At 61.0% G+C, this 20,013-nt stretch carries 17 protein-coding genes; 2 read left to right on the forward strand and 15 right to left on the reverse strand.

All coding sequences use genetic code 11. The annotated features are described in order from the left end of the window. The 4 genes from NW845_RS06165 to NW845_RS06180 form a co-directional block, all read right to left on the reverse strand. Complete coding sequence (locus NW845_RS06165; protein ID WP_414377526.1) at window positions 1-2,868, reverse strand: GAF domain-containing protein; 2,868 nt, start codon at window positions 2,866-2,868, stop codon at window positions 1-3. Between the two features lie 147 nt (window positions 2,869-3,015). Then, the gene (locus NW845_RS06170) at window positions 3,016-3,636 is read right to left on the reverse strand and encodes an NADPH-dependent FMN reductase (protein WP_414377529.1); all 621 of its coding nucleotides are present in this window, start codon (window positions 3,634-3,636) and stop codon (window positions 3,016-3,018) included. A gap of 53 nt (window positions 3,637-3,689) precedes the next feature. Further along, complete coding sequence (locus NW845_RS06175; RefSeq protein WP_414377532.1) at window positions 3,690-5,933, reverse strand: spermidine synthase; 2,244 nt, start codon at window positions 5,931-5,933, stop codon at window positions 3,690-3,692. Between the two features lie 120 nt (window positions 5,934-6,053). Then, entirely contained in the window at window positions 6,054-6,641 is a 588-nt protein-coding gene (locus NW845_RS06180) for a hypothetical protein (RefSeq protein WP_414377535.1), read from the reverse strand. A 383-nt stretch (window positions 6,642-7,024) separates the two neighbouring features. Between NW845_RS06180 and fba the strand changes: the two genes are divergently transcribed. Next, on the forward strand, window positions 7,025-8,104 hold the full coding sequence (gene fba, locus NW845_RS06185) for a class II fructose-bisphosphate aldolase (RefSeq protein ID WP_414365408.1): 1,080 nt from the start codon (window positions 7,025-7,027) through the stop codon (window positions 8,102-8,104). Between the two features lie 129 nt (window positions 8,105-8,233). Here fba and NW845_RS06190 read toward each other — a convergent pair whose 3' ends face one another. The 6 genes from NW845_RS06190 to cobM form a co-directional block, all read right to left on the reverse strand. Further along, window positions 8,234-8,467 (reverse strand): hypothetical protein, encoded by a 234-nt coding sequence (locus tag NW845_RS06190; RefSeq protein ID WP_414377538.1) that lies wholly within the window; start codon window positions 8,465-8,467, stop codon window positions 8,234-8,236. A 39-nt stretch (window positions 8,468-8,506) separates the two neighbouring features. Continuing rightward, the gene (locus tag NW845_RS06195; RefSeq protein ID WP_414372026.1) at window positions 8,507-8,713 is read right to left on the reverse strand and encodes a hypothetical protein; all 207 of its coding nucleotides are present in this window, start codon (window positions 8,711-8,713) and stop codon (window positions 8,507-8,509) included. 334 nt (window positions 8,714-9,047) lie between these two features. Next, entirely contained in the window at window positions 9,048-9,536 is a 489-nt protein-coding gene (gene sufU / locus NW845_RS06200; protein WP_414377541.1) for a Fe-S cluster assembly sulfur transfer protein SufU, read from the reverse strand. 167 nt (window positions 9,537-9,703) lie between these two features. Next, complete coding sequence (locus tag NW845_RS06205; RefSeq protein WP_414377543.1) at window positions 9,704-10,837, reverse strand: NAD(P)/FAD-dependent oxidoreductase; 1,134 nt, start codon at window positions 10,835-10,837, stop codon at window positions 9,704-9,706. Window positions 10,838-10,947: 110 nt separating this feature from the next. Then, on the reverse strand, window positions 10,948-12,810 hold the full coding sequence (locus NW845_RS06210; RefSeq protein WP_414377545.1) for a tetratricopeptide repeat protein: 1,863 nt from the start codon (window positions 12,808-12,810) through the stop codon (window positions 10,948-10,950). Between the two features lie 185 nt (window positions 12,811-12,995). Next, the gene (gene cobM / locus NW845_RS06215) at window positions 12,996-13,802 is read right to left on the reverse strand and encodes a precorrin-4 C(11)-methyltransferase (protein ID WP_414377546.1); all 807 of its coding nucleotides are present in this window, start codon (window positions 13,800-13,802) and stop codon (window positions 12,996-12,998) included. 170 nt (window positions 13,803-13,972) lie between these two features. Between cobM and NW845_RS06220 the strand changes: the two genes are divergently transcribed. Next, on the forward strand, window positions 13,973-15,397 hold the full coding sequence (locus tag NW845_RS06220; RefSeq protein ID WP_414377547.1) for an MATE family efflux transporter: 1,425 nt from the start codon (window positions 13,973-13,975) through the stop codon (window positions 15,395-15,397). Here the strand turns inward: NW845_RS06220 and ispD are convergent. The 5 genes from ispD to NW845_RS06245 form a co-directional block, all read right to left on the reverse strand. Further along, on the reverse strand, window positions 15,394-16,101 hold the full coding sequence (gene ispD, locus NW845_RS06225; protein ID WP_414377558.1) for a 2-C-methyl-D-erythritol 4-phosphate cytidylyltransferase: 708 nt from the start codon (window positions 16,099-16,101) through the stop codon (window positions 15,394-15,396). The two genes, NW845_RS06220 and ispD, sit on opposite strands and share 4 nt — an antisense overlap. A 123-nt stretch (window positions 16,102-16,224) precedes the next feature. Beyond that, window positions 16,225-17,631 (reverse strand): ammonium transporter, encoded by a 1,407-nt coding sequence (locus NW845_RS06230; protein WP_414377549.1) that lies wholly within the window; start codon window positions 17,629-17,631, stop codon window positions 16,225-16,227. Window positions 17,632-17,760: 129 nt separating this feature from the next. Further along, a complete protein-coding gene (locus tag NW845_RS06235) occupies window positions 17,761-18,099 on the reverse strand; it encodes a P-II family nitrogen regulator (protein ID WP_414366262.1) in 339 nt (112 codons plus the stop codon). A 181-nt stretch (window positions 18,100-18,280) separates the two neighbouring features. Then, window positions 18,281-19,675 carry an IctB family putative bicarbonate transporter gene (locus NW845_RS06240; RefSeq protein WP_414377550.1) on the reverse strand — a complete coding sequence of 465 codons (1,395 nt, stop codon included), beginning with the start codon at window positions 19,673-19,675 and terminating at the stop codon, window positions 18,281-18,283. Between the two features lie 43 nt (window positions 19,676-19,718). Beyond that, on the reverse strand, window positions 19,719-20,013 hold a 295-nt coding region (locus tag NW845_RS06245; RefSeq protein ID WP_414377553.1), incomplete at its 5' end, for a transposase.

Consider the following 20,013-nt stretch of genomic DNA (forward strand, 5'->3'; position numbering starts at 1 on the left):
CTACGGCGGGGGGGGACGCAGTTCCTCGCTGGCCAGCGGTAGGAGCAGCCGGGCAACGGAGCGCCCATCCCCAGACGGATAGAAGGAGAGCTGCCCCCCCATCCGCTGCACCACCCGTTGGCACAGACCAAGTTCCAGGCCGGGGCTCACCAGCAGCGGCGATTGGAAGAGGGGATCGGCGTAGATGACCTGTTGCGGATCCCATTGCAAGGCCGTCAGCAGGTGGGGATCAAGGTGGCCCTGATCCACCACCAGCAGCTCTGCATAGCCCTCTGTGGCTTGGCCCCACAGATCCAGCCGGCCTCCTTCCGGGCTGCGCAAGGCAGCAGCCAGCAGCACCTCCCAGAGGACCATCTCCAATCGCCCGATATCGCCCTGGACGGCGAGACTGAGGTCGCCGTGGGCGCGTAGCCACAGCTTGCGTTTTTGGGTCAGGCCCTCCACCCGGCGCAAGCTTTTGCGCACCAAAGTAGCCAAAGACAGCGACTGGAACTGCGGCTGCACCTGCCAGGTTTCTGCCTGCAACAATGGATTGGTAGAGACGGCCAGCTCCTGCAGCCCCCTGCCGATTTCCACCACCTTTTGCCAGCGGGTGGCCTCATCTCCCGGGATGTCCGGCACCTGGCCAAGGCGGCGCAGGCTATCTAGAAGGGCATTTTGCATATCCAGCAGGCGGCGGTGCTTGTACCAGTTCAACTCGCTGAGCACCTCCTGCCGCTCCTGCAAAGTTTGCACCCAAAGCAGGCGCCGCAGCGTCCAGCCACAGGTTTGGGCAATTAACGTTACAGCCGCCTGCTCCTCCGCCTCCCAGACTCTGTCCGCTTCTGCTCCCAGGATCAAAACCCCCAGGGGCTCCGGCAGCGAGGGATCCGTCTCCCCCAAGGGCACCAGCAGCCAGGAGCCCAGGCCCGCGGAATTAAGCCAGGTGCGGCTGGCTGCCGGGATCTGTTCCTGGGCAAGCTGGAGGAGCCCTCTTGCCTGCAGCGCAGCAGCCAGCAAGGGATCCTGCCGGTTGATCTCCGTGGGGCCGCTGGGGCAGAACTCAGGGGCGGCGGCAAAGGGCGGCTGCAAGCAGGCCCGGCTCTCCCCCGGCTGCCAACTGACCACCAGCGCCAAAGGGATCCGGAGGAGTTGGGCCGCCTGTTGGGCGGTGGTGGCGTAGAGAGCAGCAGGGGTGGCCAGGTTTTGCAAAGTCAGGCAAGCGGTAATCAGGCCGCTGAGCAAGTGCTCTTGCCGTTCCTGCCGTTGTTGAGACCGAAGTTGCCGCAGGAGCAATCCCACTTGTTGGGCAGTCCCGCGCAGCAGTTGCCGTTCTTCTCGGCTCCAAGCCCTTGGCCGCGGGTGGAGCACTAGGATCAGCCCTTCGGGGGTGGCAGTGCCGCTGGCGCCGGTATGAGTCAGCAGGAGGGAGCGCACCCCCAAAGGGGCCAGGTCTTGCCGCCAGGAGAGGAGGCGCAGATCCTGGTCGTAGTTTTCCGCCGCCACCACCTCGCTGCGCAGCAGATCCTGCCAGTCTTGCTCGCTTAAAGAGCTGAACTGCGGCGGCAAAGCCTGCTTGCCCTCGCTGCGGTACTCGGAGAAGAGGCGGGGGCTTGGCCTATCGAGATCTACCGTCAGGAGGGCCACCGCACCGGCTTGCAGACGCTGACCCAGGCCAACCACCGCTTGCTGGAGAGCCTGCGGCAGCTCCGCCGGATTGTAAAGCGAACGGCCCACCTGGTGGACAAACTCCTGGTCGTCGGCCAACTGGCGAATGCGGCGACCCAGATTTTCCAGGGGGGCGGCTAAGGCCAGCCCATTGGCGGCGGCGGCCACCAACTGGCGCTCGGAGGCTTGCCAGGTGCGAGGCACCTCCGATTGCACCCAAATAAACCCCAGCAGATCTTTCTCCAGCAAGATGGGGGCGGCCAAGGCCGCCTGGGCCCGCAATTGCTGCATCAGCTTGAGGGGGATCTCGGAGCGGGTCGTCCCTGTGCCGCCCACCACCACCTGGCCATCGGCGAGGGTGTAGTACATATCCCCCAACTCCCGCAGTGAAAAGCCGCCATCTCCTGGCGGTGCTGCTCCCGCTTTGGCCTCTCTGGATATGGGGGCAGGAGTGGGTGGCTGGCTGGGCCTAGTGGCGCTTCCATGGGAAACAAACCGCCCCTGGCTGCGCTCGTGCCAGTACACCTGAATATGGACGGCGCCGAGGAACGTCTGCAGCTCCTGCCTCACCAGGCTGACCCGTTCCTGCAGGGATCCCGCCTGGCACATCGCCGTTCCCAGCCTCAGGAGCGAATCCTCAAGGCGTTTTTCGGTCTGCTGCCTCCAGGCGTTTTCCAGCTCTTGCAAAGAGGCGGCCAACTGACCCAGCAAAATCCCCAGGAGCGCCTTTTCTTCCTCGCGGGTGGTGATGCCCCACACCTGGGATCCCAGCATCAGGATCCCTAGGCAGCGCCGCCGCCCTACTGCTGAAAAGGGGTAGATGAAGCAGCCTTGGATCCCGCCCAGGCGCTTGGCTTCCCGCTGCCAAAGGCCCATGCGCGGCTCCTGTGAGAGATCGGCCACGCTGATGGGCCGCTGCTCGATCACCACCTGCTCCAAGATCTCCCCCGGCTGCAGGGGATACAGAGCTCGCAAGAGCGCTTGATCGTCTTCACGCAGGGTCACCCCCCCTTGGCCCACCAACTGGTGATTGGCATGGTCATAGAGGGCCAGCCAGATCAGCGGCGCCCCAAACACCGCCCTGACATACTCCAGCGTGAGCTGAATCAAGGCATTGGCATCGCTCTGCTCCCGCATCCGCTGCAAGGTTACCTGCAGGGCAACTAGGGGAGAGATGGTCCCAGCTCCAGTTGAGGAGTAGGGGGAAGCAGGTTGAACCATGGCCCGACTTTGGTGATGCAGATTTTTGCCGCAGCTTCCTCTTGGCTCACCTTAGCCATGCCGTCGCTTGGGCGCCAACCCCTTTCCCCTGAAAGAGCAAAAGGGGGAGCTACTAAAACAGAGGCTGCTGGAGAGCCTAGCGCCTTTTTAGGAAAGGGGAGCTGGGATCCCGCGCAATTTGGCCGTGTTGGTTACCATGCTCTGCACAAAGCGCTGCAAGCGCTGGCGTAGATTTTCGTCTTTGAGGTTGCCCTGCTCATCGAAGGCGCTCCAAGCCCGACCAATGGCAATCTGCTCCGGGATCGCCCAGCCATGTACCCAACGCACGATTAAACGCATCTGGTTTAGGGTATTGCTGTTGCTCTCACCGCCCAAAACGCTGATCAGCCCGAAGACCTTGCCCTCCAGGTGCTCAAAGCGCAACAGATCCAGGGCATTTTTCAGACTGCCGCTGATGCCGCCGTGGTACTCCGGGCTGGCCAGGATGATCCCATCCGCCTGTTTCATTGTTGCCTGCAAGACTGCCACGTCGGGATAGTCTGGGTAGGATTCTGAGCCATCGGCAAAGGGCAGCTTCATCTGCCGCAGATCGAGGAGGTGCAGCGGGATCCCTAGCTTCTCGAACTCGCGCCGCACCACTTCCAGCGTCCGATAGGTCAGAGAATTGGGCCGTAGGCTGCCACCAATGGCCACAAAACAAGCTGCAGGGGCCTCGGTCAGAACGGTTTGAGAATCCCTGGGTAAGGCTTGCACAGTTGAGGAAGACATAGGCCATGCTCCTGGGCGGGCTTTAGTTACGTTGCAAACAATCTTAACTCATACTAACTCCGCCTGAGATCTCCGCCGAATTCGTGAGCCACCTCCTCCTGGGCCAAGAAGGGCCAGCGGATTGCCTGCAGCAGGTTGGAAAAATCATCTCGCCAGACCGCATCTCCGGTTGGGGGCAAAAGAGGCTGCCAGGGATCCCCGCCTTGCCAGCCGCTAGGGCTTTTGGCCATCAGCACCCAACGGGAGGGAGCCAGCCCTGCCCGGCGTTGGGCGGCGGTGAGCTCTTCATGGGCTTGATACCAGGCGGGAAGCCGCAATTCTCTTGCCAAGGCGGCCAACACTGGCGCCAAGTCCAGGTGGCGGTTGGTGATGTTAAAAAGCAGCCAGCCCTGGGGCTTGAGCTTGCTGAGGTAGAGGGTCAGGGCCTCCTGGGTGAGCAGATGCACCGGCACAGCGTCAGAGCTGAAGGCATCCATCACCAGCAGGTCGTAGCTGCCATTGGGGATCCCCTGCAGGCGGAGGCGGGCATCGCCCAAGATCACCCGCACCTGCGCCCGCCGGCTGGCCCCCTTGAGATAGGCAAAGTAGCGGCCCGCCCAGTCGGCCACAGTGGGATCCAGCTCAAAGAACGTCCACTCCTCTCCCGGCTCGGCATAGGCGGCCAAGGTGCCGATCCCCAGCCCCAACACTGCAACCTGGGCTGGAGAAGAGCGCGGCTGCGCCCGCCACTGCTGGAACACCTGACCCACCGGCCCCTCGCGGGAAAAATAGGTGAGCGGCTCCAGGGCTTTCTGGGGATCTAGGTTCTGGCTGCCGTGCAGGGTGGTGCCATGGAGCAGACTGCGGAAGGAGCCCGCCTCGGTGTGGTATTCCACAAGGCGGTGAAGGCCAAAGACACTGCGCTCGCTGGCTACCACCTGCAGCCCCGGCGGCAGCCAAGGCTGTCCCAGCAGCAAAACCAACCCCACCCCCGTCCCCAGCCGGCCAAGCCTGCTGCGCCAGCCGCGGTTCCCGTCTTCTCCCATCAGGGCCAGCACCGCTACCCCCACGGCCAAGCCCACTGCAGCTCCGAGGCGAAATAACGCCTGGGGGTGGAAGCGCAGCAGCAGCAGGGGCAAGAGCAGCCCCAGCCCCAGCCATAGCCCCAGCCGCCCTCCCCGTGCCGCCAACACCGCCAGCGACACCCCCAAGAGCAGGGGGTACTCCAGTAATGTCTCAAACACCTGCGGCGCCAGCAAAGCGGAGAACAGCCCTCCCAAGCTGCCTCCCACAGCCAGCCACAGGTAAAACTGCGTCAACTGCTGGGCCGGCGGACGAGATCTGGCCAACTGGCTGTGGCAGAACCAGCTCACCAGGCCAAAAGCCCCTAGATGCAGCAGCAACACCCAAAACCAAGGCCTCACCCAGCCCAGAACCTGGGCCCCCACTGCCCCACAGGCCAGGAGAGCTGTCGTACTCGAAACCAACTCATTGGGGTGGAGGCCGCCGAAGGCCAGCATGAAGGTCACCAGATAAATGCTCAGGGGGAGGGCCCACAGCAAGGGCACCGCCGCCACCTCGGTGGTCAAGAGGGTGGTGACTGACACCAACAGACCCGCCGGCAAAAAGGCCCAGCCGGCCCAGCGGCAACCCTCCCGCCAGCAGAGGGGCCAGATCTCCGTCCTGCCGACGTCCCTGGGATCCCCCAGAGCAGGAGCGGTTCGTAGGAAAGCCACCCCCCGCCCTTGCAGCAGCAGCCCCACCCCACCCAGCAGCACCAGCGCTGCGACTAGGGCGTAGGATCCCGTCCACAGGTGGGTTTGCCCCGACAAAGACAACCGCGGCTCCAAGAGCAGCGGATAACCCAGAAGCCCCGCTAGGCTGCCGGCATTGCTGGCCACGTAGAGCCCGTAGGGATCCCTTTTCACCCCTCCCAGCGCCCGCTGCAGCAACGGCGTCGTTCCCGACAGAAGAACCAGGGGTACTCCCGCCCTCGCCGTCAAGTCAGCCAACAGAGCTAGGGAAGGAAAGACCTCTTCCCGTTGGCCAGGGATCCCGAACTCAAAGGACAAAAACTTCAGCCCCACCAGCAAGAGGCCCCCGTGCAGCAGCACGCCCAGGCCGGGATCGAGCCCTCGCCCCAGCCGGTCTGCCCACAGGTAGCCCAGCAGCAAAGCAAGCTGGAAAAAGACCAGGCAGGTATTCCACACCAGGGGGGATCCCCCCCACAGCGGCAGCAGCAATTTGCCCAGCAACAACTGCCCCCAAAAAAGGCAAAAAGCGCTGCCGAACAACGTGAGGCCAACCAGCAAAACCACAGCCGTGCCCCCCTACCCCCTGGCTGTCAGTATGGCCTAGCCCTCCTAGGCAACGTGGCTGCTGCTGAATTCAGAGGCGGATCCTGGCAGCCGCAAACCTCCGTCTGCCTGAGGGCCAGCTCAGCGGCTCCTCACCTGTAGGGGAAAGCGCTCGGCCAACTCCCCTTCCACCTTAGGAAGCCATTCTTCTTGGAACACCCACACCTGCCCTTGCTGCACGCGACCATCGGGGTTTTGCGTCAGCTCCAGCCAATAGACGAATTGCTTTCCCCGCAGCACCACACCTTGGGTGGCCAAGGCAAGGCTGTAGCCGGGATTCCGAGCCAGCGTCTCAGGAGCCGGGTAGCGGATGACCTCCACTGCTTGATCCAAATCGGCGGCAATCTCCGACCCATAGACCTCGCGAATCGCCTGAAAGAGATCTTCCGCCGTCAGCCCTTGTGGGCGAAAGAAGGTCATGCGCTCCGAGCGAATCGTCTCCCGATCCAGCGGGTTGATGATCCGTCCTGGCGGGGCCACCGAGGCCAAAAAGGTAAACCGGGATCCATCTGGCTCCACCCGCTGGATGTTTAGCGTCTCGCCCGGACGGGGCCGCAGTACCGGGTTGTCTCTTACCCAGGCAGCCACCTGATTTGGCGATTGTCCAGGGATCCCCCATGCCGCCGATTGAAGGCCCGCCACTGCCCAGCAGGCTATGGCCAAACCCATCCGGCGGGACAAAGTCTCTCCCCAGCTCGCGCCCAGGATCGGCCACGGATTGCAATGCACCTTCTCAATCCTCCGGACAAACAACACAAAATGCAAAACAAAAGGCAAAAATAACGTCCACAAAAAGCTAAAAGTAAACAGGCGAGTGTAGACAAGGCGACCTTTGCCTCGGAGCGCACCGCGCTCTACCCACGTCTAGTGTATCTGGAAGGCACCACAGAACCGTTGCGCCTGAGCGCGAGCATGGCGGCCAATAGTAGCAAGGATGCTTTGGCGAGATCCCCAAATCTCCAGGGTTACATCCCGCAAAACGTGAAAGATACCTTAAGATTAACGGTAAGCAAATCTCACACGCATTAGGTCAGCACCTCAGGAGGTAAGCGATGGCTCTTGTTCCCATGCGCATCTTGCTGGATCATGCCGCCGAACACGGCTACGGCATTCCGGCTTTCAACGTCAACAACATGGAGCAGATCCAAGCGATCATGCAAGCTGCCCATGAAACCAACAGTCCAGTCATCCTGCAAGCCTCTCGAGGGGCGCGCAAGTATGCGGGCGAGCACTTTTTGCGCCACCTGATCCTGGCGGCAGTGGAGACCTACCCCCACATTCCCGTCGCCATGCACCAAGACCACGGCAACAGCCCCGCCACCTGCTACTCCGCCATCCGCAACGGCTTCACCAGCGTCATGATGGATGGCTCCCTCAAAGAAGACGCCAAAACGCCGGCCAGCTACGAGTACAACGTGGCTGTTACTGCCGAGGTAGTCAAGGTGGCCCACGCGGTCGGCGTGAGCGTGGAAGGGGAACTGGGCTGCCTGGGATCCCTGGAGACAGGCCGCGGCGAAGCAGAAGATGGCCACGGTGCTGAAGGGGCCCTCAGCCACGACCAACTGCTCACCGATCCGGATCAAGCAGTGGACTTTGTGGAGCGAACCCAAGTGGATGCGCTGGCTGTAGCCATTGGCACCAGCCACGGCGCCTATAAGTTCTCCCGCAAGCCCACCGGCGACATTCTCGACATGGAGCGCATCGCCGAGATCCACCGCCGCCTGCCCAACACCCACCTGGTGATGCACGGTTCCTCCTCGGTGCCTAAGGAGTTGATCGACATCATCAACCAGTACGGCGGCTCCATCCCCGAGACCTACGGCGTGCCGCTGGAAGAAATTCAGCGGGGCATCCAAAACGGGGTGCGCAAAGTCAACATTGACACCGACAACCGCCTGGCCATCACGGCTGCCGTGCGCCGCGCCCTGGCCGAAAATCCGAAAGACTTTGATCCCCGCTCTTTCCTCAAGCCTTCTATTAAGGAAATGCAAAAAGTGTGCGCTGAGCGCTACATCGCCTTTGGCTGTGCCGGCCATGGCACCAAGGTTCCGGTGGTTACCTTGGATGAGATGGCAGCCAAGTATGCTTCTGGCGCTTTGGCAGCTCAGGTGAAGAAGACCGTCGCGGTCTAGCCCTCACACCCGGCCGCTGCAGCCCAGAACTCCTCGGCGTTTGCTGAGGAGACTCTAGCTCGATCGACAGGTAAGGGGATCCGCAGAGGATCCCCTGTTGCTTTGGAGGAACTTGATGCGTTTTGGCGGTCAGGCAGCTTTTGCTACAGGAGGTTTGTCCGCTTCGATTTGCTGGTTCAGCAACGCCAAAGTCAGGCGATCCAGCATTTCCAGGTCGGCCTCGGAGTAATACCGTTGAAACAGCAGCTCGTTGATGAGGTTTTCTTGATGCCAACTGAGAAGGCCGCTGCGGAAAACTTGCTCCACGACTTCTGCGATACTAGGGGCCGGAGCAACAGGGAGAAAATCGAGAGAGGTATTCATGGTCGTTTCCGTTTGAGAGAGTTGCTTCGAGAGTCCCGGTTACTTGCGCCGAGGAACGAGATAGCGCTGCTCAATCTGCTCCGGCGAGAGGCGGGAAACCCCGGCCCGCGGCTCGTCCTCAGAAGAGGCCTCACCCTGCCACTTGAGGGATACTCCCAGCAGTGCTCCCAAAGAAAAGCTCTCGCTCAACAGGGCCGCTATGCGGTAAGTACGGTAGTCTAGCGTTAGATCGACACCAGCTTGCATCTGCGTTTCCTCCGTATTTCCAACGTTCACGTTCCCATTATAGTCTGGATATCCGTAAAAAAACGTAAAACACCGAGGATCTACGTACGCGATTTATAGGATTTTTCTACGCCATTTGGCGGATAGCGGCAGGGATCCTACGGATCTGGGGGGGCAGGTTCAGGGATCCCAGCTCAGCAGAGCTGCGATTGCAGCAGCCAGAGTGGCGGCGTTGAAGGGCTTGCTGCTGAGGCCATTGGCTCCCAGACGAGCCAAAGAGGCACCCTGGGCATCCCTGATCCTCGGAGTTTCCTGGATAACAGGGATCCCCTACGTTGCCCCTAGAGGGCGAAACCTAGTCGGTGTCTTCGTTGCTCACAAAATCTGGGTTGTCCGGGGATCCACCGGGTTCGGGCGATTCCAGCGCGTGTTTGAGGGCATGCCAGGCCAGGTTGGCGCACTTGATGCGCACCGGAAATTGGGCAACTCCCTTCATGGCGTTCAAGGCCCGCTGCTCCCGCGGAAACTCAGCGCCGCCGCGCATCATGGCTTGGAAGTGATCCACCAACTGCAACGCTTCGGGGATGGTGCGTCCCCGCACGGCGTCAGCCATGAGATCGGCAGAGGCCAGGGCAATAGCGCAGCCTTCGCCTTCGAATTTGATATCGACAATTCGCTCTTGATCCGGATCCAGTTGCAAGGTGAGGTCGATGGTGTCGCCACAGGAAGGGTTGTGGCCGCGTTGGTGGCGATGAACCGGATCCACTTTGCCGAAGTTGCGGGGCTTTTTGTACCGCTCCAGAATGACTTGCTGATAGAGTCCGCGCAGGTTATCGAGAGGCATTGTTGTTCCCGCTGGGTCGCTGCTTGGGCCGGAGAGCGTCAAGAGCTTTTGAGGGTTGAAGGGCGATAGGGTCGAGATCGAGAAGCTGAGGAAGCTAGCCCATTCCGGCCAGTCTGTAACTTAATCTTAACCCCGTTCTCTGTAGAGATTTCGTAGAAGAATACCTGCTAGCGCACGGGCTTGCGTTGGCGCATATGGAGCCAATCGAACAGGTTTTTCAGCAGCGTGGCCAGGTAGCCGCGCCAGGCCCACCTGCCTTTCTCGGCGACGGCAATGCGGTTTCCCACCGTAACACAGACAAACACAGTGGCCTGAGGTCGGTAGGGAAGCAGGGGTTGGCCGCGGATGAGCCGCAGCAGGTTTTGTGCTGCAATCGGCCCCTGGCACACCGCGTACACGCCGATCTTGGGCAAGAGACGGGATCCCCAGACAAAGTCGGCGCAGTCCCCTAAGGCCAAGATGCGCTCTGCCCCCTGCATCCGCAGGCACTCATCCACCAGCAGGGATCCCGTCGGCCCCAGCGGCAGGCCGCAGCTTCTCAGCCAGGCGGGCGCCTGCAACCCACCCGCCCATAGGCGGGTCTGGGCCACCAGCTCGCTGCCATCCTCTAGCCAAACTTGCTGTGGCCCGAAGGCTTTTACCCGGTGCTCCGCCCAGATCTCTACCCCCAAGCGGCGGATCTCCCTTTCCACCTCCTGGCGGAAGCGTTCTGAGAAGCCCTCGACCAGATGGGCCTGGCCATGGAGCAGGAGCAGGCGGGCCCGCGCCAAAGGGATCCCCGTTGCTGCGCTCATCTCGCGGCAGAGGTCGTACAGCTCTCCCATCAGCTCTGGGCCGGTGCAACCTCCCCCCACCACCCCAAAGGTCAGCAGGCCCGGCGTCGGATCTCCCTGGGCCGCCCGCTGCCAGCACTGCCGGATCCAGGTTTGGGCGGCCACCAGTTGCTCCGCCGGTCGAATGGCGAAAGCATGTTGCATCCCGTCGATGGCCCGCAGCTCCCGCCCCACATTCACCAACAGGTAATCGTAGGCAAGGGTTTGGATCCCGCCTGCGCCTTCCAGGGTCAGGGTTTGCGCCTGCGGCTGCATGTGGGTTACTCGTCCCGGCAGAAACTGGGCACCATTGGCTTGAACGTGCTCCAGCAGCGGGATCCGCACCAGATCCAGGGAAAACCGACCGCTCAGCAGCCGCGTGGACATGCCCGAGTTGACGATGTAGGGGTGGGGATTGATGGCGATCACCCGCGCTTGCCCTTTGAGGGCACGCAGGGCATCGATGGCTCCATAGCCACATCCGGCCAAGACCAGGTGGGCAGGGATCCCTTCATGGCTGGAGCGGCAACCTCTCGCAGGCGGGCGTGCACCTTGTCGGGCGGCAACCGGGATCCCTCAGCGTCGATCAGCTCCCATCTTTACACGGGCAGTAGGTCGGTATGTACCTCTTCCGTCTGCTTAGAGAGAAGCCGCTGCAGGCTCCCTTTGGCTTCGGGGAAGTTGGGAGAAATTTCCAAAGCCGAGCGCAAGTGCTCGACGGCCTGCTCCAACTTGCCTTGGCGGGCCAAGACGGATCCCAGGCGGTAGTGGGCCATGCCGTAGCTGCCGTTGCTGCGCATCGCCCGTTGATAGCTGGCCACCGCTGAGCTCAGATCCCCCTTGATACGGGCCACTTCTCCCAGGCCAAAGTGGGCTTCGGGCAAATCTGGGTCTTCTCTTAACGCTTGTTCAAACTGCTGCACAGCCTCTTGCACCTGCTGGGGCCAGACAAACTTGCGCCCAGAGGCGTCGCGGTGTTTTTGACCCAAATAGGACAAGCCGATGGCAGCAACCGCCTCAGGCAAGCTGGGCACTAGCCCCAGGGCTCGCTGGTAGCTTTTGATGGCTTCGCTGTGCTGCTCCTGGGCCGCTAAGACCAAGCCCAGCCCGTAGTAGGCGCGGCCCTGCTGGAGCTTGGAGGAGCTGCCGGAGAGGAGCACCTGGCTGAACTCTTGGCCAGCCTGGGCCAGACGCCCCGCATGAACCATGGCCAAGCCCAGATCCACCCGCACAGCGGCGGCTAATTCGGGATCCAGATCGAGATTGAGGGCGGTTTGAAAAGCTGCTATTGCCGCCTTTAACTGGCCCTTGTGCATCAGCGCTTGTCCCATCAGGTAGTGGGCTGAGCCCAGGCGATCGTCCAACTCCAAAGCAGCCCAGCAGGAATCGATCGCCTCGTCCCATTGCCCCAGCTTGAGGCGAATTTGAGCAATACAGAGGTGGGCCTGGCTGAAGTGGGGATCCAACCCAAGGGCCTTTTGTTGCTGGGCCAAGGCTTCTGCCCAGTTGCCTTTCTCGACCCAGGCTTGGCCAAGCAGGCTATGGATCTCGACTCGAGCAGATCCCTGGGTGAGGGACAGGGCCTCCTGAAACCGCTCCACTGCCTCAGGAACTTGATTGGCCTGTAAAAAGGACAAACCTTCTGCCAAAGGATCAGAGGATCCCTCTCGCTTAAAGGTGTTGACAGCACTCCGGCCTTTCCACCCCAGCCAGCCCCCCCCTGCAGCCAGGAGCAACAGAGGGATCCCTACTCCCAGCGATCTGGCCCGGGCAGGGATGTCGGGCTGCCGGAAAGAATGCACCACCAACCCGGCCCCCAGCAGGAGAGACAAAGCCAGGGCTCCCCCCAGGAAGGGTCGTAGGGTAGGTTGGTGCAACTGCTGGCCAAGCGCCTGAACGTTGACCGGAAGGCTGATGGGAGAACTGGGGCAAGCAGGGGCAGTTGTGGACGGAGAGGTCGGGATCCCAGCTTGGGCCTGTGCAGAGGCATGAGGAGACTGGTTTGGGTCAGGCCCTGAGCCTCGCTCTTTCTGGGTTTTGGGAAGCGGCGCCTCTAGGGTTTTAACTTTGCGATCAGGCCTGGCATCGGGATCCACAACAGGTTTTTGGGCATCCAGCACCTTGATCTCGGAAATCTTGGTGCCGGGCAATACAATCTCCGTGGCGTCGGCACCGCTTTTCCCAGAAGACAAATAGAAGACTTTTTTCCACTGCGGCTGTGTTTCTCCCTGCAGCCGACCGTACACCACCAGTTGGCTGACTCCCTGCACCGGCGCGCCTTCCAATTGGCCGGCAACCCGCTGCAACACCATAGAGCGGCTGAACAGTCCCTGCTGTGGCAGATCCACCATCAGGTAAAGGACATCTTGTTTCAGCGCCGAACGGCTTGGCAGGGGAGCAAGGGCCTTCTGCAAAGTCTTGATCAGGGTTGCCGCGCTGCGAGCAGCAGATGAGTCATCCATAAGGTTAGAGCTCTCACCAGTCAAAGAGGGAAATGAAGAGTCTTGCAACAACTCCAATCCAAAAGAAATCCACTTCTCTTGAGGAAGAGGAGCCCCTTGCAGCCAGCAGTCAAAGCCTCTGAACTCATCGTGCTGCCTTATTATCTTCAGCCTGCTGTCATCCGTCAATATACTGAAAGAAGCTGTTACAAATGGGCCCGCCGGCCAATTTTGGGGCGGAAGAGGTGGGCGTGGTCAGGGCTGTAGAGCCGCGAGCGGGCCGAGCCGGCTCCTGCCAAGCCCCGTAGGGCGGGACTGATGAGGTAAAGCACGGTGCGTTCCAGGCCGGCTTGCCGCGTGAGGGCTGCCATCTCCGCCAGGGATCCCAGCCAGATCCGCTCGTCCGGCCAGCCCAGACGGTAGCAAATGGCCACCGGGGTATCGGCGGGATAGTGGGTCATTAGATCCGCCTGGGCTTGTTCCACATGGCGGGCGCTCAGGTAGAGACACAGAGAGGCGCGGTGAGCCGCCAGACTGGCCAGGGCTTCCGCTGCCGGCACACGCGTCCGGCCACTGGCGCGGGTGAGGATGATCGTCTGCACCAGCTCCGGCACCGTTAGCTCCACTTGCAAACGGGCGGCTGCCAGTTGAAAGGCGCTCACCCCCGGCACGATCTCAAAGGGGATCCCAGCCTCCGCCAGCCGAATCAGCAACTCGTGCAGAGCACCGTAAAGAGACGGATCCCCATCCTGCAGCCGCACCACCCGCAGCCCTGCCTTGACCCGCTCCACCATCTGAGGCAGCAGCGTTTCCAAGGTGAAAGCGCGTGTATCGATGGCCTCCACCCCAGGGCGACAATGGGTCAGCAGCCCCTCCGGCACCAAAGAACCTGTGTAGAATACTACATCTGCTTCTGATAGCGCTCTCTGGCCCCGCAGGGTAATCAGCTCAGGATCCCCGGGGCCGGCGCCGACAATGTGGACAGGCCAGTAGGACGAAGTCTGCTCGCTCATCCGCTCTCCTCTCGCCCCAGCAGCCAGCATCCTAACAGCAGCCAATCTCCCAAAGGTGGGAAGGGATCCCTCCCTCGCTCCAGTCCGTATTATCTCTGTAGTATAATAGCATACAGACAGCTCAGTCGAGAGGTTGCCTGTTGTTGCGCAGCACAGAGGAGGGAAAGGGTGTGAGGGGCATTGCGCAACGGCTAGATGCCCGAGGGATCCCACGGGTGGATCATGGGGTTGTGCTGAGGTTGGCGATGCCCTTGGTGCTCAGCGCTGGCATCCAGGCGCTGATGGGCATAACCGACACTTGGTTCATTGGTCAAATCTCCAGCCAAGCCTTGGCCGGGATGAACGCCGCCTGGCTGCCCACCCAGGTGGCCTTGACCCCCTTCCTGAGTCTGGGGCGAGCAGTGCAAACCTTGGTGGCGCAAACCTACGCCAGCGGAGATCCAAAGGGGGCCTCTCGCTATGCTTGGTCGGGAGTGGGGCTGGGGTTGGGCCTATTTCCCCTGTGCGGTCTCTTGTCGCTGTTGGGAGGCTTGCTGTATGGAGGGCTGCCCCTGCCGCCGGGGGTGGCGGAGCAAGCAGCGGCCTATTGGCAAATTCGCGTTTGGGGAGGCTCTGCCCTCTTGGGCACCTTTGCCTTGTCGGGTTTTTTTAACGGCATTGGCCGCACCTGGATCACTCTCTGGGTGAGTGGCTGGAGCGTGTTGCTCAACAGCATCCTCAATACCCTATTCATTTTCGGCTTGAACTGGGGGATCGCTGGAGCTGCCTGGGGCACAATCCTGTCGGAATATGGGGAGCTGACCCTCTACCTGCTGGTGTTTCTCTCAGCTTGGATCCACCGCGACTACGCTACGCGGCAAACCTGGCGCACGGGCTGGAAACCGTTGCGGCCATTGCTGAGATTGGGCCTGCCGATTGGGATCTACGCTTTGGCGGATATGAGCTCCTTCACGGTGTTTCAGTTGATGCTAGGCCAGTTGGGGGCTGTGGAGGGGGCAACGGCCCACCTGTGTCTGATGTTGTCTCGCTTTGCCTATTTGCCAGCCATCGGCCTGGAACAATCGGCCACGGTGCTAGTGGGCCAGGCTGTTGGCGCCGGTCAGCCAGCTTGGGCAATGCGCTTGGGAAATGCCGTGATGGGCTGGACGCTCGGCTACATGGCTGTGATCGGCGGCGGGCTGGCGCTTTTTGGGCAAGCCCTGCTCGGCCTATTCGTTACAGGGAAAGACGCCAACGCCGCAGCAATTCTGCATCTGGGGGGGAGGCTGCTGCGGATCATCGGAGTCTCGTTTCTCTTCGATGGCATCAACTTCTCTGCAGTGGGATGCCTGCGCGGCGCGGGAGATGTGCGGGCACCCATGGCGATCATGCTCGGGATGAGCTGGCTCTTTTTCTTGCCTTTGGCGCAAATACTGATCTTTCCCCAAAGCTGGATCCCTTTTCTGCCGGGGTTGGGATGGGGGGCTGTGGGGGGCTGGTTGGCCATGCTGATCTATGTCGCCGGCTTGGCCAGCCTGTTGCTCAGCCGCTGGCGCAGTCGGGTGTGGCAGAAGGCGGCTCTGCGGCAGGGCCACCGCCATAGTGAGTTGGGCTAGCGCGCCGGATCGAGGCGCTGCTGTAGAATTTGCTTGGCCAGCACCAGATCCCAGGGGGTGGTTAACTTCAGATTAGACTCCTCCCCTTCCACGATGTAAACCGGCCAACCCAGCTTCTCGAATAGGGCTGCGTCATCGGTTACCTGCCACCCCTGGGCCAGTGCCTCCCGATGGGCTTGCCACAACAGCGACAGGCGAAAGCCCTGGGGCGTTTGGGCTGCCCACAGCCGGCTACGCTCCGGTGTCGATTCGATTTGGATCCCCTTGGGGCCGCTTGCGGTTACTTTAATCGTGTCTTTGACAGGGATCGCGGCAATCAAGCCGTCCACTTGCTCCAAGGCAGCGCTGCAGCGATCGAACAACTCAGAGGTGGCCAGGCAGCGGGCCCCATCGTGGATCAGCACCCGTTCCACCGTTCCCAGCCCATAGAGATACTCCACCCCCCTGTAAACCGACTCCTGCCGCGTCACCCCTCCTTGCAGAAGCTGCACCGGCGTGGACAGGTCGATGGACGCTAGGATCTGCTCCATGGCCGGCCAGTCGCCGGGTTGGGAGAGAATGCCAATCCACTCGATGGAATGCGCCCGATCTGCCGCCCGCAACGTCCAAGCCAGGACAGGCTGACCCAAAAGTGGCAACAACAGCTTGTTGACCGCCGCCCCCATTCGCTTGCCGCTGCCAGCCGCCGGGATCAACAGGTGCATGGGATCCAAAAGTGCATCCAACCGCATCCCAGTTTACAGCCAGGGAGGGCCAGGCTTGGCCCTCCTCATCGTTGACAGTGGCGATTGGTGCCGCTGGATCCCCTTCAGAGCCGGGGTGCCGCCTCAAGGTTGGTCCAACTCGGCAGAAGCAATCACAAAATCCGGGTAGGCCACGTTACCATGCTCGCCCACATCCAAGCCGGCCAGCTCCTCTTCAGCACTGGTGCGCAGGCCAACCGTTGCCTTGAGGATCAAAAACAGGATCAAGCAGGTGATGAAAGGCCAGAAGAAATAGGCTAGAGCGCCCACAACTTGTACCCCAAATTGGGCCCAGGTCACCCCTGAATCGGCGTGGGCAAACCAAGGGATCCCTGCTGCCAACACCCCCCAAACACCGCAGGTGCCGTGTACCGAAACGGCGCCCACCGGGTCGTCAATCTTCAGCACCGTATCCAGAATCACCGCCGAGATGACCGCCAGGATCCCGGCCACCGAACCGATGATCAAAGCTCCCAGAGGGTGGACAGTGTTGCAGGGAGCGGTGATCCCTACCAAGCCGGCCAGCACCCCGTTGGCGGCAAAGGTCATATCCGGCTTGCCAAAATGCGCCCAGCAGGTGATCATCGCCCCAATAGCCCCTGCCGAAGCGGCTAGCAGCGTGTTCATGGCAATCCAGCCGATATCGGGGCTGGCGGCTGTGGTCGAGCCGGCGTTGAACCCAATCCAACCCAAGGTGAGGATAAACACCCCCAACATCCCCAGAGGCAGGTTGTGGCCGGGAATCGCCCGTGGCTCTCCGTTGGGGCCGTACTTGCCGATGCGAGGGCCAAGCACCATGGCCCCGGCTAAGGCGGAAGCGCCCCCCACCAAATGCACTACGCCCGAACCGGCAAAGTCGATGAAGCCCAGATCTTCCAGCCAGCCGCTGGTGCCACCGTTGTAGTCGCCAAACAGCCCATTCCAAGCCCAGCCCCCCGAGATGGGGTAGATCAGCCCAGAGATGACGACAGAGTAGATGAGGTAGGCCACGAACTTGGTGCGCTCCGCCATGGCCCCGGAAACAATGGTGGCAGCGGTGGCAGCAAACACCATCTGGAAGACGAAGAATGTAAAAGGCCAGTCCCCTGCTTCGTGGGCTTGCTGCCAACTGAAAGCAAACCAGCTCCGGCCAAAGAAGCCAGTATTTTCTCCAAACATCAGGCCAAACCCGATGAACCAAAAGGCGCAACAGCCCATGCAAAAGTCCATCAGGTTTTTCATCATAATGTTGGCGGCATTCTTGGCGCGGGTAAAGCCCGTCTCCACCATGGCGAACCCCGCCTGCATGAAGAACACCAAGGCTGCCCCCACCAGCGTCCAGACAATGTCAGCATGTTTCTGTACGACTTCCGCGTCCTGAGCGAAGGCGCTCTCCTGACCCAATAGGAAAACCAGCGAAATCGTCAGAGCAGCAGTTAGGCCCCCCTGAGCTGGTTGCCAGAGCCACTGCAGTGCTTGGCCTTTGAGTCTTTGGATCATCCTTGTAGACATGCTTTTCGACTCACCTAAAGTGACGGTACTTTTACAACGCATTAACTGGGGCAAAGATCCCTCATTTGCCCACTGCAAGCCAGCCTGGGACTCGGATCGATCTACCCAGGCTCCAAGACCTTCCCTGCTTTACAGGGCGTCTTGGTTGAGTTCGCCGGTACGGATGCGAATGGTTTTCTCGACAGGGCTGATGAAAATCTTGCCGTCCCCGATTTCGCCGGTGCGAGCCGCCGCGATCAGCTTCTCCACCACCGTGTCCACCAGGTCGTCTTCGACCACGATCTCCACCTTCAGCTTTTGCAGGAACTCTACCGTGTACTCGGATCCCCGATAGCGCTCGGTTTGTCCTTTTTGCCGACCAAAACCCCGCACTTCGCTCACTGTCATGCCGACAATTCCGGCATTGACCAGGGCAATTTTCACCTCATCCAGCTTGAAGGGCCGAATTATAGCCTCGATCTTTTTCATTGGCCTCCCATATCCCCAACAATCCCGCTAATTTCTAACACTACTAAAACCTGCAAATTGTAAATCTAGATACATTTTCGTTCTTCTACTGAGAATGCTTACCACTCTAGATTTGCTCTCGTCAAGACCAGAAGGCCAGGCCTGGGCTACTTTAACTTTTTAAGAAGTTCGCGCTGGCATCTCACGAGCTTAGTCTTTCACCGGCCGTTGAGGATCGAGGAGAATCCAGACTGGCTGTGACGAGGGCCACTGCCAGCCACCACAGCATCTGCACCTGGGGACGGTACCAGATGGTGTCCACCAGGCCGTGGGCCATCATGCCGGTGCAGGCTGCTAAACCTGCCGCCACCCACAGGCCCTGGGGATCCCGGGAGCTGAGCAAAGTGTTCCAGCCTCTCCAGCCGTGATCCCAGAGCACCAGGAGGAACCAAGCAAAAGCCAGGAATCCGACTAAGCCCGTCTCCAAGGTAATCTGGAGCGGCACCGAGTAGGCTGCAAGGGCGCTGAAGTTGCCCCGCTGGTAGAGGGGATAGACGCGGTTGAAGGCGACATTGCCAGGGCCGATCCCCAAGATGGGAAAGTCGCGGATCATCTCCAGCACCGCCGCCCAGACGTTGAGGCGAAAGTTGTTGCTGGTATCTAGCCGTCCCCAAAGGAGGCTCTGAGCCCGTAGCCGCAAGGGGCGTACCGTCAAGATGGCAAGCAGCAGCGCGGCTGCGCCCCCTCCCAAGAGAGCCGGCACCGTCCAGCGCTGCCAACGGGCCGGCAGGCGGGGGGCGTACCATTGGGCCAGCAGCAGGGCCATCATCCCCAGCGCTGCCAGCCCCCCAATCCAGGCACCGCGGCTGTAGGTCAGCCCCAGACAGATAAGGTTGACGGCGGTTGTAAACCCCACCAGAAGCTTGATCCCCCAACCCGGCCAGAGGCAAATGGCAGCCAGCCCCAAGGGGAGGAGGGGAACCAGGTAGCCCCCATACAGGTTAGGGTTGCGCAGAAAGCTGTACACCCGTGTCAGGCCCGCCAAGCCCGATTCTGGATCTACCCAGGTGGCCAGTTCGGCCGCCCCGTAAAAGTACTGCCGCAGGCCGTAGATCCCCATCCCCAGGCTGACCAAGAGCAGGGATCCAACAATCCCATCTCGGAATTGGGGTTGGCGCAGCAGACGATGCAAAAGCAGATAGCCGGCTAAGTAGAGCGTCAGCTTCAGCCAGCCATCCCGCGCTGCGTAGGGAACCGGCGAGAGGAGCGTTGCCAGGGTGGCAATTCCCCAGAAAAGGCCCAGGGGCAGATGGACAGGTAGCCCAGTCGGGGTTTCCACCAGCCAGCTCAAGACCACAAGCGCCGCCATGGCCAGTAGGATTAGGCCGAGGATGCCGGTGGAGCTTTGGGAGGAAAAGACCCAGTAGAGCAACACCAGACCCAAGCCAATCCCGTCCAAGCCTTGGACGAGCAAGCTGCCTTGGCCCCAGTTTTTCAGGGATCCCGACAGGCGACCCAAAAGACTGCCCTGCCACCAGGAATCGATAGGAAAACCCCGCAGCAGCAGAGCTTGCCACAGTTGCCTTGCTTGTTCCATCGCCGCTTTCCAGCCCCCTGGGCACCTCTCCCTCTGCCTCTGCTCATCTTCCGAGTTTATCTCCCCAGCGGCCAGGGGTAAGGACATCAGGGCAGGCGGGATCCCTCCCTCTGGAAGTGGAGGACTCTAGCTGCTTCGGGAGCACGTTAGGTTGAGAGTTGGCTCCTAGCCTTGCCACGACCAACCTCAAAATTTCTAGAGGTGCACCGCCGCATGAGACAATGCACTTAGAATCATGCCAAAGCTTAGCCTTTCCCCAGTACACTTTATTGAGCTGTTCCGCAAACTGTTGCCTTAGTATGCGACTTGATGCTGACTTGAGAAAAGAAACGAGGTTA

Source organism: Synechococcus sp. H60.2 (assembly GCF_047462315.1).
Lineage (GTDB): Bacteria > Cyanobacteriota > Cyanobacteriia > Thermostichales > Thermostichaceae > Thermostichus.